This window comes from Micromonospora sp. CNZ309, assembly GCF_002846525.1.
In genome coordinates this window covers 452,810-467,500 of record NZ_PJNG01000001.1, presented here as the reverse complement: position 1 = coordinate 467,500, position 14,691 = coordinate 452,810, and the positions used below count along the sequence as shown (strand labels likewise).

The window sequence follows — 14,691 nt, the reverse complement described above, 5'->3', positions numbered from 1 at the left end:
CCCACTGGTCCGAGCCGCCGAACTGGAGCTGGCAGCCGTGCCGGCGGTGCAGCTCGAAGAAGTCGTTGGCCTGGAGCAGCTGGTAGCTGAACTCGGTGAAACTGATGCCGCTCTCCAGCCGCGCCCGGACCACCTCCCGGGCCAGCATCTTGTTGACCGGGAAGTGCTTGCCGACGTCGCGGAGGAACTCGACCACCGACATCTCGCCGGTCCAGTCCAGGTTGTTGACCAGTTGGGCCGCGTTCTCCCCCTCGTACGAGACGAAGGGGGCGAGCTGGTCGCGGATCCGGGCCACCCAGCCGGCGACCACCTCGGGTGGGTTGAGGGTGCGCTCGGCGCTCTCCTTCGGGTCACCGATCTGACCGGTGGCGCCACCGACGAGCAGCAGCGGGCGGTGCCCGGCGAGCTGGAGCCGACGCGCCGTGGCGACCTGCATGAGGTGGCCGACGTGCAGGCTCGGCGCGGTCGGGTCGAAGCCCACGTAGTAGGCGGCGGCACCGCCGTCGAGGAGCGTACGCAGCTCGTCGAGGCCGGTGGAGTCCTGGATCAGGCCCCGCCACCGCAGGTCATCGGTCAGGGAGTCCCGCCCGGGCGGCGGGAGGCTGCTGTCGGTCACGGTCACCGATTCTCCCCCATGACCGGGGACGCGACGTAGCGGGTTTGCCGGGCGACGCGGCGGCGTAGGCTGGCGGCGCCGTGATCGAGGAGGGAAACGCCGTGGACATGCCGGATCTGACGGGTGGCTTCGTCGCCCTGCTCGGCCTCGAACTCGACGAGGTGGGCCGCGACCGGGTGGTGATCCGTTGGCAGGTCCGCCCCGAGCTGCACCAGCCGTTCGGGATCCAGCACGGCGGCGTCTACTGCTCGGTGGCCGAGACCGCCGCCAGCATCGGCGGGGCGCTGTGGCTGGGCGAGCGGGGACGCGTCGTGGGCGTGTCGAACCAGACCGACTTCCTGCGCGCGGTGCACGACGGCGAGCTGACCGCCGTGGGCACGCCCGTGCACCGGGGGCGCAGCCAGCAGCTCTGGCAGGTGGAGATCACCGACGCCGACGCCCGGCTCGTGGCCCGGGGACAGGTCCGGTTGCAGAACCTCTATCCGGCCTGACCGTTCAGCTGCGGGCCTCGTCCAGCACGGCCTCGGTGTCGTCGTCGGGCGCCGGTTCGGCGCGCTTGCGCAGTCGTACCCCGGTGATGGCGCGCTGGTCGATGCGGGCGACCTCCAGCTCCCAACCGTCGACGACGACGCTCTCCCCCGCCACCGTGGGGATGTGGCCGAGGCAGGCGAGCACGAGGCCGGCGATGGTGGTGTAGTCGCCGCCGGGGCGGCCGGGCAGCTCGACGCCGACGTCGGCCAGGTCGTGCACGGGGAAGGTGCCGGGGAGCCACATCGTGCCGTCCGGCTCGGTGCGTACGGAACGCACGTCCCGGTCGGTCTCGTCGTAGATCTCCCCGACGATCTCCTCCAGGATGTCCTCCAGGGTGACGATCCCGTCGACCGCGCCCCGCTCGTCCACCACCAGGGCGATGTGCTGGCGTTCGGCCTTGAACTGCCGCAGCGCGTCCACCACCGGCAGGGAGTCCGGCAGCAGCATCGGCGGGCGGGCGCACTCGTCGACCGGCCGGTGCTCGGGGACGCCGACCAGGTCACGCAGGTGGATCACGCCGACCGCGTCGTCGAGGCCGCCGTGACGCACCACCGGCGCCCGGGAGTGGCCGGTGGCCGCCAGCAGCAGCCGCGCGGCCTCCGCCGTGGTCCCGCTGTCGAGCGTGAAGACCTGCAACCGGGGTACGAGCACCGCCCGCAGCTGCCGGTCGGCGATCTCCACGGCGCCGGCGATGATGGTGCGCTGCTCCTTGGTGAAGCCGTGGTTGCCGGAGACGATGTCCCGCAGCTCGTCGGGGCCGATCTCGTCGGGCTCGTGCTTGGGGTTGAGGCCGACCAGGCGTACGACCAGGTCGCTGGTGGCACCGAGCGCCCAGACGGCCGGCCGGGTCACGGAGGCGAGCAGGTCCAGCGGACGGGCCACCAGCAGCGCCCACCGCTCGGCCGCCTGCATGGCGATCCGCTTCGGGGCCAGCTCGCCGAAGACCAGGGTGACGAACGTCAACGCGAGGGTGACCACCACGATCGCGACGGTCTCGGCGGCGCCGCCGAGCGCGCTGAGCAGCGGCACCAGGGGCTTGGCCAGCGACACCGCCGCCGCGGCCGACGCCAGGAAGCCGGCGAGGGTGATGCCGATCTGGATGGTGGCCAGGAAGCGGTTCGGGTCCTTGGCGAGGCGGGCCAGCACCCGGCCGGCCCGGCTGGTGCGTTCCAACCGCTGGATCTGGCTGTCCCGCAGCGAGACCAGCGCCATCTCGCTGCCGGCGAAGACCGCGTTGAGGACGACCAGGACACCGACCAGGGCCAGTTGGGTCCAGATGCTCTGCACTCCCGGCTCTCCTCACGCGGGACCGGTGCCCGCCGGCACGACGGGCACCGCCGGCCGAAGGTCACGGCCGGCGTAGGCCAGTCTGTGCCCACCGGGCCGGCCGGCGAATCCTCCTGCGGCGCAGGATGTGATCAGGCGCGCCCGCCGACCGGCGGGGCGGGCAGGTCGAGGACGTACGAGCGGCCCTCGGGGCGGAAGCCGAGCCGGTGGTAGTACGGGGCGACCATGCCGGGCGGGGTGACGACCCGGCGGAACCCGCGATCGGTGAAGAGGCTGCTGCGCCGGTAGACGAACTCGCCCGGGGTGAAGTCCCGGAACCGCCGGGTGACGTAGTCGAGGTCGACCTGCGCCACGCCGTCCGCCGCGGCGTGCGACAGCACCACGCCGACCACCTCGTCGGCGCGCACCACCAGGAAGGCGGAGCGTTCGGCGGCGCTGCCGGGGGGCCAGCGGAAGCCGGGATTGAACCGGGCGATGTCGGCGGCGTGCACCTTCAGGGTGTGGGCCAGGAACTGGTCGTCGACCCCGACCTCCACCACCTGGTAGGTGGCCTCGTCGTGGCGGGTGGCGAGCATCGTCCGCAGGTACCAGACGTTGATCACGGCGAGTACGACGTTCAGCCCCACCATGGGCCAGACCTGCACGGCGGCGTTGTAGCCGATCAGGATCAGGCAGCCGACCAGGTTCAGGGCACGCAGGCGGAGGATGCGCGTCTGCAGCAGCGACCAGACCAGCAGCGCCGAGCCGGTCCAGCCGATCAGTTCCAGCCAGTTCACGCCGCGAGAGTAGTGGGCGCCCCGAGCCGGCGGCCCGGCGGGCGGCGGCGGGTCAGTCCGCGGGGAGCTCCAGCACCCACTCCTCGACCTCGGCGCCCCGGCCGTCGGCGTACCCCTTGTCCTCGCCGATGACGACGAAGCCGCACTTGCGCAGCACGGCGAGCGAGGCCCGGTTGTCCTTGGCGGCGCGGGCGTGCACGGGCCGCCGGGGCAGCTCGCGCAGCAGCGCGGTGAGCGCTGCCGTGGCGTAGCCCCGGCCCCAGCGGCGCGGGTCGATCCAGTAGCTGACCTCGGTGCGCTCGTCGACGGGGAAGGCGACCACGTGGCCCACGACCTCGCCGTCGACGACCGCCGTGCGGACGACGATGCGCTCGTCGGCGCGCACGCGGCGCCAGTGCGCGTCGAAGCGCTCCCGGTCGGTCGGGTCCTTCGGCCCGAAGGCCGCCATCCAGTTGGCCTCGACGTCCTGCTCGTGGCTGAAGAAGGCGGGCAGGTCGTCGTCGCGGACGGGACGCAGGCGCAGGTCGGCGGTCACCGCCCGAGGATAGGGCCCGGGTACGACACGTCCGGGACCTCCGGCCCGGTCGGTGTCCCTTCCGGCCCTGTCGTGGGTGGCTGCCGCGTTGCTACCAACGAGGAGGGACGAGGTTCCCGGCGGATGCGGAGGAGGCCGGCACCATGACCAAGTACGTCTACGACTTCATCGAGGGCGACCGGAGCAGGGCGGACCTGCTCGGCGGCAAGGGCGCCAACCTGGCCGAGATGACCCGACTGGGGCTGCCGGTGCCGCCCGGGTTCACGGTGACCACCGAGGCGTGCCGGGCGTACCTGGCCGACGCCCGGCCGCCGGTGGGGCTCTTCGACGAGGTCAACGCGCACCTGCGGGAGGTCGAGGCGCGCCTCGACCGCCGGCTCGGGGACCCGCACGACCCGCTGCTGCTGGCGGTCCGCTCCGGTGGGCGGTACTCCATGCCGGGGATGATGGAGACGATCCTGGACATCGGGCTCAACGACGCGACGGTGGCGGGGCTGGCCGCGCAGAGCGGAGACCCGCGCTTCGCGTGGGACTCCTACCGTCGGCTGATCCAGATGTTCGGCCGGACCGTGTACGGGGTGCCGGCCGAGGAGTTCGAGCGGGAGCTGACGGCGGTGCGCGCCGCGGCGGGGCCGGCCGGGCCCGACGCGGCACAGCTGCGCGCGCTGGTCGAGACGTACAAGAAGGTGTTCGCGGCGCAGGTGGGGCACGACTTCCCGCAGGCCCCGCACGAGCAGCTCTACCTGGCGATCCGCGCGGTGTTCGAGTCGTGGAACGCGGAGCGGGCGGTGCTCTACCGCCGGCAGGAGCACATCCCGGGCGACCTGGGCACAGCGGTCACCGTGATGGCGATGGTCTTCGGCAACCTGGGCCCGGACTCCGGCACCGGCGTGGCGTTCACCCGTGACCCGGCGACCGGGCAGCCCGGCGTGTACGGCGACTACCTCGCCGACGCACAGGGCGAGGACGTGGTGGCCGGCGTCCGCAACACCGTCGCGCTGCCGGAGCTGGAGCGGATCGACCCGACCAGCTACCGCCGGCTGACGGAGATCATGGCGACGCTGGAGCGGCACTACCGGGACCTCTGCGACGTCGAGTTCACCGTCGAGCGCGGCCGGCTGTGGATGCTGCAGACGCGGGTCGGCAAGCGGACCCCGGCGGCGGCGTTCGTGATCGCCGCGCAGCTCGTCGACGAAGGACTGATCACCCTGGACGAGGCGCTGCACCGGGTCACCGGTGCGCAGCTGGCCCAGCTGATGTTCCCCGCCTTCGACCTCGCCGCCGCGCCGGCACCGCTGGTCACCGGAGTGGGCGCCTCGCCGGGCGCGGCGGTGGGCACGGTGGTCTTCGACTCGGTGGCCGCCGCGGCGGCCACCGGGCCGGTGATCCTGGTTCGCCCGGAGACCAATCCGGACGACCTGCCCGGCATGATCGCCGCCCAGGGGGTGCTCACCTCCCGTGGCGGGAAGACCTCGCACGCGGCCGTGGTCGCCCGCGGCATGGGCCGGACCTGCGTCTGCGGGGCCGACGCGCTGCGGATCGACGCGGAGCGTGGCGAGTTCACCGTCGGCGACCGGGTGGTACGCGCCGGCGACCTGATCTCCATCGACGGCACCACCGGCCGGGTCTACCCCGGGCGGGTGCCGACGCGGCCCTCCCCCGTCGCCCGCTACCTGGCCGGCGAGGTGACGCCGGAGGGCGACCGCCTCGTCACCGCCGTGGACCGGCTGCTCTCGCACGCCGACGCGGTGCGCCGGCTGGGCGTACGCGCCAACGCGGACACCCCGGAGGACGCACGGCGGGCGCGCGGGCTGGGGGCCGCGGGGATCGGGCTCTGCCGCACCGAGCACATGTTCCTCGGCCCGCGCCGGGAGCTGGTGGAGCGGCTCATCCTGGCCGAGGACCCGGCCGAGCGGGACGCCGCCCTGGACGCGCTGCTGCCGTTGCAGCGGGCGGACTTCGTGGGGATCCTCGCCGCGATGGACGGGCTACCGGTCACCATCCGGCTGCTCGACCCGCCGCTGCACGAGTTCCTGCCCCCGCTGCACGAGCTCACCGCCCGGGTGGCCCGCGCCGAGGCATTGGGCGAGGACCCGGGCCACGACGCCACGCTGCTGGCCGCGGTGCGCCGGATGCACGAGACCAACCCGATGCTCGGCCTGCGCGGAGTGCGGCTCGGCCTCGTGGTGCCCGGCCTGTTCGCCATGCAGGTACGGGCCGTGGCGGAGGCGACGGCGCAGCGGGCGCGCGACGGCGGCGACCCCCGCCCGGAGATCATGGTGCCGCTGGTCGGCGACGTCCGGGAGTTGGCCGCGGTGCGCGCCGAGGCGCAGGCGGTGCTGGCCGGGGTGCCGGGTATCCCGCCGATCCCGGTCGGCACCATGATCGAGACACCGCGCGCCGCGCTGACCGCCGGCGAGATCGCCGCCGAGGCGCACTTCTTCTCCTTCGGCACCAACGACCTGACGCAGACCACCTGGGCCTTCTCCCGTGACGACGTGGAGGGCTCGTTCTTCGGCACCTACCTGGAGCGTGGGGTGTTCGGCGTCTCCCCGTTCGAGACCGTCGACGCCAAGGGGGTCGGCCGGTTGGTGCGGCTGGCCGTGGCCGAGGGGCGGGTCACCCGCCCGGAGCTGACCGTCGGCGTCTGCGGGGAACACGGAGGTGACCCCGACTCGATCGGCTTCTTCGCCGACGCCGGTCTGGACTACGTCTCCTGCTCGCCGTACCGGGTGCCGATCGCCCGGCTGGCGGCCGGGCAGGCCACCACCGGGGGCGGCGCCGTCCCCGATTCCCGCTAGGAGGTGCCCGCGATGACCGCCATCCTCAACCCCACCGGCCCCCCGTTCGCGCCGTCGGTGCGTCCGGCCGATCCACCTGCCCACAGCGCCACGCCTGTGCCCGGGCGGCCACCGGTGCCCCCCGTGCCGGTGGGACCGGTGTTGGAGCTGCCGGGCACGCCCACGGCCGCGCTGGTGCCGGTGACCCACCACGGTCGTCCGGTCGGCGCGTTCGTCCTGCATGGCGGCCGGGTCCGCTACCGTCCCGTGTTCGACCCCGACCGTCTGCTCGGCGCGACCGTCGGCGTGCTCGCCGTCGGTCTGGCCGCCGCCGCGGTGGCGGCGCGGGGCCGGCGCCGGCCGCCGGCGATCGGCGCGCTCACCATGGGACCGGGCGGCTGGGTCAGCCTCAAGGGCCTGCCCGCCCCGACGCCACGCGCCCCCCGTCCGTGGTGGGCCCGCGTCCTGCGTGCCCGCCGGCTGGTGATCGAACGCTGAGCCCGGCGGACGACCTGCCGACAGGGGTCGGAGGTCCCGGGCCGGGACGGTCCTGAGCCTCTGCCCGGCCCCGGCCCCGGCCGGCACGATGGTGGGTGGAAGCGAGACAAGAGCTGGGAGGCCCCCGATGCGAGCCACGGTCGTCACCGCGTTCGATCGTCCGCTGGAGATCTTCGACGTGCCGGTGCCGGAGCCCGGCCCCGGCCAGGTGCTGGTCCGGATCGAGGCCAGCGGGCTGTGCCACACCGACATCCACGCCGCCCGCGGCGACTGGCCGGTCAAGCCGAACCCGCCCTTCGTCCCCGGCCACGAGGGGGTCGGCATCGTCGAGCGGGTCGGCCCCGACGTCACCGAGCACGCCGTCGGCGACCGGGTCGCGCTGCCCTGGCTCGGCTGGGCCTGCGGAACCTGCGAGTACTGCGTCAGCGGCTGGGAGACGTTGTGCGAGTCGCAGCGCAACACCGGCTACGCGATCGACGGCGCGCACGCCGAGTACGCCCTCGCGTCGGCCCGCTACGCCGTCCGCGTGCCGGCCGGCGTCGACCCGGTGGAGGCGGCCCCGCTGACCTGCGCGGGCGTGACCACGTACAAGGCCGTCCGGGTGGCCGGGGTGCGGCCCGGCGAGCGGGTGGCGATCTTCGGCATCGGCGGGCTCGGGCACCTCGCGCAGCAGTACGCCCAGCTGCACGGCGCCGAGACCGTGGCCGTGGACGTCACCGGGGAGAAGCTGGACCTGGCCACCTCCCTCGGCGCGACGCACACGGTCGACGCGTCCCGGGTCGACCCGGTCGAGGCGATCACCGCCCTCGGCGGCGTCGACGTGGCGGTCGTGCTGGCCGCCAGCCCGACCGTGATCGCGCAGGCGCACGCCTGCCTGCGTCGCGGCGGCCGGCTGGTGCTGGTCTCGCTGCCGAAGGACAACACGATGAGCCTGCCGGTCTTCGAGACCGTCCTCAAGGGGATCACCGTGATCGGCTCGATCGTCGGCACCCGCGCCGACCTGGCGGAGGTGTTCCGCCTGCACTCGGCCGGCCGCACCCGGGTCGTCCACGAGGTGCGCAAGCTCGACGAGATCAACGAGGCGATGGAGGACGTGCTCGCCGGGCGGGTCGCCGCCCGGCTGGTGCTCCAGCCCTGACCCGCCCGCCCGGCCGCCGTGACCACGGCGGCCGGGCCCCACCCACCGGCGCTCGGAAGGGACCGATCATGGCCGCGAATCAGCACCTCGACCCGTGGCGGGGCTTCGCCGCCGGCACCTGGCGGGAGTCCGTCGACGTGGCGGACTTCATCCGGCGCCACCACGAGCCGTACGCCGGGGACGGGTCGTTCCTCGCCGGACCGACCGACCGGACCCTGGCGGTCTGGGGGGCGTTGCAGGAGCTCTTCGTCGCCGAGCGCCGCCGGGGCGTGCTCGACGTGGACGCCGCCACCCCGTCGACGATCACGTCGCACGGTCCCGGGTACATCGACCGGGAGAGGGAGCTGATCGTCGGCCTCCAGACCGACGCGCCGCTGCGGCGGGCGATCATGCCCGCCGGCGGGCTCCGGATGGTCGAGGCCGCCCTCGAGGCGTACGGCTTCACGCCGGACCCCGTCGTGCACCGGATCTTCACCACGTACCGCAAGACCCACAACGACGCGGTCTTCGACGCGTACCCGGCCGACGTGCTGGCGGCCCGCCGCTCGCACGTCATCACCGGGCTGCCGGACGCGTACGGTCGCGGGCGGATCATCGGCGACTACCGGCGGGTGGCCCTGTACGGGGTGGACCGGCTCGTCGCCGAGCGCCGGGCGCTGAAGGCGGCGCTGGACGCGCGGCCGTCGACCGACGACGTGATCCGGGAGCGGGAGGAGCTGGCCGAGCAGGCCCGGGCCCTCGGCGAGCTGAAGGAGATGGCCGCCGGCTACGGCTTCGACGTCTCCGTGCCCGCCGCCACCGCCCGGCAGGCCGTGCAGTGGTTGTACTTCGCGTACCTGGCGGCCACGAAGGAGCAGAACGGGGCCGCGATGTCGCTGGGGCGCACTGCGACCTTCCTCGACGTCTACCTGCGGCGGGACCTGGCCGAGGGCCGGCTGACGGAGACGACCGCCCAGGAGCTGGTCGACGACTTCGTGATCAAGCTGCGGATCATCCGGTTCCTGCGCACCCCCGAGTACGACCAGCTCTTCTCCGGCGACCCGACGTGGGTGACCGAGTCGCTGGGCGGGATGGGCGCCGACGGCCGGCCGCTGGTGACCCGGACCAGCTTCCGCTACCTGCAGACCCTCTACAACCTGGGCCCGGCGCCGGAGCCGAACCTGACCGTGCTCTGGTCGCCGCGGCTGCCGGAGGGATTCAAGCGGTTCTGCGCGCAGGTGTCGCTGGACACCAGCGCCATCCAGTACGAGAACGACGACCTGATCCGCCCGGCGTACGACGACGACACCGCGATCGCCTGCTGCGTGTCGGCGATGCGGGTGGGCCGCGACATGCAGTTCTTCGGCGCCCGGGCCAACCTCGCCAAGGCGCTGCTCTACGCGATCAACGGCGGCCGCGACGAGCTGACCGGCGAGCAGGTGGCGCCGGCCGCGCCGCCGGTCGGCGGGGAGGTCCTCGACCACGCCGAGGTGCTGGCCGCGTACGACCGGACGCTGGACTGGCTGGCCGAGACGTACGTGGACGCGCTGAACGTCATCCACCACATGCACGACCGGTACGCGTACGAGCGGCTGGAGATGGCCCTGCACGACCACCCGGTGCGCCGGTTCATGGCCACCGGCATCGCCGGCCTGTCGGTCGCGGTGGACAGCCTCGCGGCGATCCGGTACGGCCGGGTGAAGGTGCTGCGCGACGCCACCGGCCTGGCCGTCGACTACGTCGTCGAGGGCGATCCTCCCACCTTCGGCAACAACGACGACCGGGCCGACGAGATCGCCGTGTGGCTCGTGGAGACGTTCGCGGAGAAGCTGCGCCGCCAGCGCACCTACCGCGACGCCGAGCTGACGCTGTCGGTGCTGACCATCACCTCCAACGTGGTGTACGGCCGGCACACCGGTGGCACCCCCGACGGGCGGCGTGCCGGCGAGCCGTTCGCCCCCGGCGCGAACCCGATGAACGGGCGGGACACGCACGGCCTCGTCGCGGCGGCGCTGTCGGTGGCGAAGCTGCCGTACGACGCCGCCCGCGACGGCATCTCGCTGACCGGCACGGTCACCCCGGACGGGCTGGGCCACACCCGCGAGGAGCGGATCACCAACCTGGCGGGGGTGCTCGACGGGTACGCCGACGCGGGCGGGTTCCACCTCAACGTCAACGTGCTCGACCGGGCGACGCTGCTCGACGCGATGGCCCACCCCGAGCGGTACCCGCAGCTGACCGTGCGGGTGTCCGGGTACGCGGTCAACTTCGTGCGGCTCACCCCCGAGCAGCAGCGCGACGTGGTGTCCCGCACGTTCCACGGCGCGCTGTGAGCACCGCCGAGCGGGAGCTGACCGGGGCCGTGCACTCCTTCGACCTGTCGATCGGGGTGGACGGCCCCGGCATCCGGTTCGTGGCGTTCCTCGCCGGGTGCCCGCTGCGCTGCCGCTACTGCCACAGCCCGGACACCTGGTACCGGCGCAGCGGCCAGCGCCGGAGCGTCGACGAGTTGGTCGCCGAGATCGAGCGGTACCGGCGGTTCATCACGGTCGCCGGCGGCGGGGTGACGCTCAGCGGCGGGGAGCCGTTGCAGCAGCCCCGGTTCACCGGGGAGGTGCTGCGCCGCTGCCACGAGCTGGGCCTGCACACGGCCCTGGACACGTCCGGCTTCCTGGGCGAGCGCGCCGACGACGCCCTGCTCGACGCCACCGACCTGGTGCTGCTGGACGTCAAGTCGTGGGACCCGGCGACGTACCGGGCCGTGACCGGCACGGGCGAGGTCGCGCCGACGCTGCGGTTCGGCCGCCGGCTGGCGGACCGCGGCACCCCGGTCTGGATCCGCTTCGTGCTGGTGCCGGGGCTCACCGACGCCGTGCCCAACGTCGCCGGGGTGGCGGACTTCGCGGCCTCGCTCGCCACGGTCGAGCGGGTGGAGGTGCTGCCGTTCCACCGCCTCGGCGCGCACAAGTACGCGGAGCTGGGGCTGCGGTTCCCCCTCGCCGACACCGAGCCGCCCACGCCGGAGCTGCTGGAGCGGGTCCGTGGGCAGTTCGCGGCGCGCGGCCTGACGGTCTGCTGAGGCGGGGCGCGCGGCCCGACGGTGCGCCGGGCGACGGGAGCGCGGGCGGCGGACGGGCCTGCGGTTCAGGCGGCGGGCGGGGCGTCCACGGGGTAGCCGTACAGGTCGAGCAGCCGGCCCCGGGCCGCGTGCAGCCGGTCGACCACCACGCTCATGAAGCGGGTGGTGAGCTGTCGGCCGAGCGCGTCGTCGGACTCCATCAGGCGGCGCACCCCCTCGGCGGTGAACTCCACCGCCGTGCTGCGCTGGGCGGCCACCGCCCCGAACTGCCAGCGGTACGGCGGGAACAGCCACGACCAGCCCAGCACCCCACCCGGGCCGATGGTCTCGATCTCCACGTCGCCCCGGCCGGGCACCGCGAAGTCGAGCGCCACCCGACCATCGCGGACCAGCCAGAAGCGTTCGGCGGGCCGGTCGGCCCGGAACAGCCGGTAGCCGGGGTGCCAGACCACCGGCCGGGCGTGGCCGGCGAGCCGGGGCAGCCACGGCTCGGGCAGCCCGGCGAGGAACGGGTGCGCGCGCAACACGTCCAGGGTGGTCATGCGGTGCCCCTTTCGTCGGGCGGGGCCGGCGGTCACCGGTGCCCGCGACGGGTCGTTCCGGCTCCCCATTGGACCGCGCGGCGGGTACGGGCGGCAGGGCCGTTGGTCCCGGGTCGCGCGGGCGCAACTCCCCTGGCGGGTGCCGCGCGAGGGGGCGAGGGTGGAATCGGCAGGGTGCGCCGCGACGGCGCCACGGCAGGGCGGAGGACGACGTGGGACAGTCCGGACGGCGGCGAATCGGGGGGCGTACCGGTGCCCGCTGACACCTCGACCAGGCCGGCGGCCGGGCTCAGCGCGGCGGAGGCCGCCGCGCGGCTGCGCGCGGACGGGCCGAACGCTGCGGTCGCGCCGGCCCGCCGGCACCTGGGCGGCCGGGTACTGCACCAGCTCACCGATCCGCTGGTGGCGTTGCTGCTGGCCGCCGCCGTGGTCACCGCCGTGCTGCGCGACTACCCGGACACCGCGGTGATCGTGCTGGTGGTGCTGGTGAACACCGCCATCGGGGTGGTGCAGGAGGTCCGCGCGGACCGGGCGATCGCCGCGTTGGACCAGCTCGCCGCGCCCACGGCCAGGGTCGTACGGGACGGCCGCGACGTCGTCCTGCCCGCCGCCGACCTCGTCCGTGGCGACCTGGTACGCGTCGAGGCCGGCGACGTGGTCCCCGCCGACGTGCTGCTCGCCGAGGCGGCCCGGCTGAGCATCGACGAGTCGGCGCTGACCGGCGAGTCGGTGCCGGTGGCGCGCGGCGCGGGCGAGGAGGCCAGCGCGGGGACGGTGGTCACCACCGGGCGGGCCACCGGCACGGTGGTACGCACGGGCGCCGCCAGCGCGCTCGGCCGGATCAGCGCCCTGGTCGCGTCCACCCGGCCCGCCGCCACCCCGCTGCAGCGCCGCCTCGCGGGACTCGGCCGGATGCTCGGCTTCGCCGCGGTGGTGCTCTCGGGACTGGTCTTCGTCATCGGCGTCGTCGGCGGGCGGCCGGTGGTCGACATGGCGGTCACCGCGGTGAGCCTGGTGGTCGCGGCCGTGCCGGAGTCGCTGCCGGCGGTCGTCACCCTCGCCCTGGCCCTCGGCGCGCGCCGGATGGCCGGGGCGCGGGCCATCCCCCGCCGGCTGCACGCGGTCGAGACGCTCGGCTCCGTCACCGTCATCGCCTCGGACAAGACCGGCACGCTGACCGAGGGCCGGATGGCGGTACAGCACGCGGTCACCGGCGACGGTTCCCGCTACGGCGTCACCGGCAGCGGCTACGCGCCGCACGGCGCGGTGCACCAGCGGGGCGCGCCGGTGACCGTACCGGACGACCTGCGCCGCCTGGCGCGGGCCGGGCTGCTCTGCAACGACGCGACCCTGGCACCGCCCACCGACGAGCGGCCGGAGTGGACGGCCGTCGGGGACCCGCTGGAGGCGGCGTTGGTCGCCTTCGCCGCCCGGTGCGGGCTCGACCCGGAGCGCACCCGGTCGGCGTGGCCGCGCGTCGCCGAGCACCCCTTCGACCAGGAGCTGCGCCGGATGACCACCGTGCACCGCTCCTGCGACCAGCGGTACCTGGTGGTGTGCAAGGGTGCCCCGGAGAACGTGCTGGCCGCGCCGCTGGTCGACGCCTCCGCCGAGGAGATCGCCGAGCTGACCGCCGCCGCGCACCGGCTGGCCGCCGAGGGGCTGCGGGTGCTGGCGGTCGCGTCCGCCGTGGTGGACGCCCCGCCGGCCGACCCCGCCCGGCCGGTCGGGCTGCGGCCCGTGGGGCTGGTCGCCGTCGGCGATCCGCTGCGCACGGGCGCGGCCGACATCGCGGGCAGCTTCGACGACGCCGGGGTCCGGCTGGTGCTGATCACCGGCGACCACCCCGCCACCGCCGCGGCGATCGGCGGCCAGCTCGGGCTCTGGCGCGAGGGCGACCCGGTCGTACGCGGGGACGACGGCGACCCGGCGCGGGCGCACCCGCAGGCACGGGTGTTCGCGCGGACCCAGCCGGAACAGAAGCTCGACATCATCGCCGGCCTCCAGTCGCGGGGGCACGTGGTGGCGATGACCGGCGACGGGGTGAACGACGCTCCGGCGCTGCGCCGGGCCGACATCGGGGTGGCGATGGGCGGCGGCACGGAGGTCGCCCGGCAGGCCGCCGACCTGGTGCTCGTCGACGACGACCTGTCCACCGTCGCCGCGGCGATCGGCGAGGGCCGCCGCATCTACGACAACATCCGCCGGTTCCTGCGCTACGCGCTCTCCGGCGGGGTCGCCGAGATCGCGGTGATGCTGCTCGGTCCGCTGTTCGGGCTGGCCGTGCCGCTGCTGCCGGCGCAGATCCTCTGGGTGAACCTGCTCACCCACGGCGTGCCGGGCGTGGCGCTGGGCGCGGAGCCGGCGGAGCCGGGCACGCTGCGTCGGGCGCCGCGCTCCCCGTCCGAGTCGGTGCTCGGTGCCGGCCTGGGTCGCGACGTGCTGGTCACCGGCGCGCTGATCGCCGCCGTGGTGCTCGGCGCCGGGGTGCTCGCCGCGCACTGGGACCGGCCCTGGCAGTCGGTGGTCTTCGTGGTGCTCGGCCTGGCCCAGCTCGGGGTGGCGCTCGCGGTACGCGCGCCGCGCCCGCGCGGCGCCCGGCACGGCAACTGGGCGCTACCGGTCGCGGTGGCGGTCTCCGCGCTGCTCCAGGTCGCCGGGGTGCTGCTGCCTCCGCTGCGGGAGCTGCTCGGCACCGAGCCGCTCGGCGCGGCGGAGCTGCTGGCCTGCGCCGCCGTCAGTGTGCTGCCCGGACTGGTGCTGCGGCTGGCCCGCCGGCCGGCCGGCGGCACCCCGACGGGCGCCGTCGGGACGGATCCGGCCGGGATGGACGTCGCCGCGACGGGCGCGGGGACGGACGCCGTCGACGCCCGTTGGCCTGCGATCCGGGACCAAGGTCCCACCGGTCGGGACGCCCGGCCCTGACCGGT

12 protein-coding genes (1 of these 12 running past the window's edge) are annotated in these 14,691 nt (G+C 74.8%); 7 read left to right on the top strand and 5 right to left on the bottom strand.

All coding sequences use genetic code 11. The annotated features are described in order from the left end of the window. Positions 1-616: the beginning of a tyrosine--tRNA ligase gene (tyrS, locus tag CLT72_RS02145; protein ID WP_101414886.1), read on the bottom strand. Its footprint begins 671 nt before the window's first position; 616 of the gene's 1,287 nt are visible here — the first part of the coding sequence; its start codon is at positions 614-616; its stop codon lies off the left edge, out of view. An 83-nt stretch (positions 617-699) separates the two neighbouring features. Between tyrS and CLT72_RS02140 the strand changes: the two genes are divergently transcribed. Next, positions 700-1,107 carry a PaaI family thioesterase gene (locus tag CLT72_RS02140; protein WP_172896682.1) on the top strand — a complete coding sequence of 136 codons (408 nt, stop codon included), beginning with the start codon at positions 700-702 and terminating at the stop codon, positions 1,105-1,107. A 4-nt stretch (positions 1,108-1,111) separates the two neighbouring features. Here the strand turns inward: CLT72_RS02140 and CLT72_RS02135 are convergent, their stop codons facing one another. From CLT72_RS02135 to CLT72_RS02125, 3 genes are all read right to left on the bottom strand, one after another. Beyond that, on the bottom strand, positions 1,112-2,434 hold the full coding sequence (locus CLT72_RS02135; protein ID WP_101409280.1) for a hemolysin family protein: 1,323 nt from the start codon (positions 2,432-2,434) through the stop codon (positions 1,112-1,114). A gap of 131 nt (positions 2,435-2,565) precedes the next feature. Continuing rightward, positions 2,566-3,210: a hypothetical protein gene (locus CLT72_RS02130; RefSeq protein ID WP_101409279.1), complete on the bottom strand. Its 645-nt coding sequence runs from the start codon at positions 3,208-3,210 to the stop codon at positions 2,566-2,568. Positions 3,211-3,262: 52 nt separating this feature from the next. After that, positions 3,263-3,745, bottom strand: coding sequence for a GNAT family N-acetyltransferase (locus tag CLT72_RS02125; protein WP_101409278.1), 483 nt, complete (start codon positions 3,743-3,745; stop codon positions 3,263-3,265). Between the two features lie 143 nt (positions 3,746-3,888). On the opposite strand from CLT72_RS02125, the gene ppdK reads away from it, so the two are divergent. The 5 genes from ppdK (at position 3,889) to pflA (ending at position 11,219) form a co-directional block, all read left to right on the top strand. Beyond that, complete coding sequence (gene ppdK, locus CLT72_RS02120; protein WP_101409277.1) at positions 3,889-6,546, top strand: pyruvate, phosphate dikinase; 2,658 nt, start codon at positions 3,889-3,891, stop codon at positions 6,544-6,546. Between the two features lie 123 nt (positions 6,547-6,669). Next, positions 6,670-7,023, top strand: a complete 354-nt coding sequence (locus tag CLT72_RS02115) for a hypothetical protein (protein ID WP_396801776.1) — start codon at positions 6,670-6,672, stop codon at positions 7,021-7,023. A 127-nt stretch (positions 7,024-7,150) separates the two neighbouring features. Then, on the top strand, positions 7,151-8,161 hold the full coding sequence (locus CLT72_RS02110; protein ID WP_089000918.1) for an alcohol dehydrogenase catalytic domain-containing protein: 1,011 nt from the start codon (positions 7,151-7,153) through the stop codon (positions 8,159-8,161). A 68-nt stretch (positions 8,162-8,229) separates the two neighbouring features. After that, a complete protein-coding gene (gene pflB / locus CLT72_RS02105; RefSeq protein ID WP_101409275.1) occupies positions 8,230-10,473 on the top strand; it encodes a formate C-acetyltransferase in 2,244 nt (747 codons plus the stop codon). Next, positions 10,470-11,219 (top strand): pyruvate formate-lyase-activating protein, encoded by a 750-nt coding sequence (gene pflA / locus CLT72_RS02100; protein ID WP_199184449.1) that lies wholly within the window; start codon positions 10,470-10,472, stop codon positions 11,217-11,219. The genes pflB and pflA overlap by 4 nt, the downstream gene beginning before the upstream one ends. A 65-nt stretch (positions 11,220-11,284) precedes the next feature. Here the strand turns inward: pflA and CLT72_RS02095 are convergent, their stop codons facing one another. Beyond that, positions 11,285-11,761 (bottom strand): cyclic nucleotide-binding domain-containing protein, encoded by a 477-nt coding sequence (locus CLT72_RS02095; protein WP_101409274.1) that lies wholly within the window; start codon positions 11,759-11,761, stop codon positions 11,285-11,287. Positions 11,762-12,013: 252 nt separating this feature from the next. Here CLT72_RS02095 and CLT72_RS02090 point away from each other — a divergent pair, with 252 nt between their 5' ends. Further along, positions 12,014-14,686, top strand: coding sequence for a cation-translocating P-type ATPase (locus CLT72_RS02090; RefSeq protein WP_486484167.1), 2,673 nt, complete (start codon positions 12,014-12,016; stop codon positions 14,684-14,686). Positions 14,687-14,691: the final 5 nt, after the last annotated feature.